Source organism: Hydrogenovibrio sp. 3SP14C1 (assembly GCF_029625905.1).
Lineage (GTDB): Bacteria > Pseudomonadota > Gammaproteobacteria > Thiomicrospirales > Thiomicrospiraceae > Hydrogenovibrio.
Genome location: NZ_JARTLM010000104.1, coordinates 1 through 274, shown reverse-complemented (window position 1 = coordinate 274; position 274 = coordinate 1). Strand labels below are relative to the sequence as shown.

The following is a 274-nucleotide window of genomic DNA, read 5'->3' as shown; positions in this document are numbered from 1 at the left end:
ATTCGTCAGCTACTGCCGAACGAGTCGCTGCTTTACGTCGCTGACAGCGGCCATGTGCCCTACGGCGAGAAAAGCCCGGAGTACATTCGCGAGCGCTGTTTGGTGATCACCGAACATCTGCTGGCACAAGGTGCCAAGGCGTTGGTGCTGGCGTGCAATACCGCGACTGCCGCTGCGGCTGCAGAGTTGCGCGAACGTTATCCGAACCTGCCCATCGTCGGCATGGAGCCTGCGGTGAAGCCCGCCGCGGCAGCCACGCGCAGTGGCGTGGTCG

General features: G+C 63.5%; 1 protein-coding gene. It reads left to right on the top strand.

Annotation, left to right across the window (positions count from 1 at the left end):
• The coding region (locus P8629_RS11815) for an aspartate/glutamate racemase family protein (RefSeq protein WP_278166317.1) at positions 1-274 on the top strand (274 nt) is incomplete at both ends.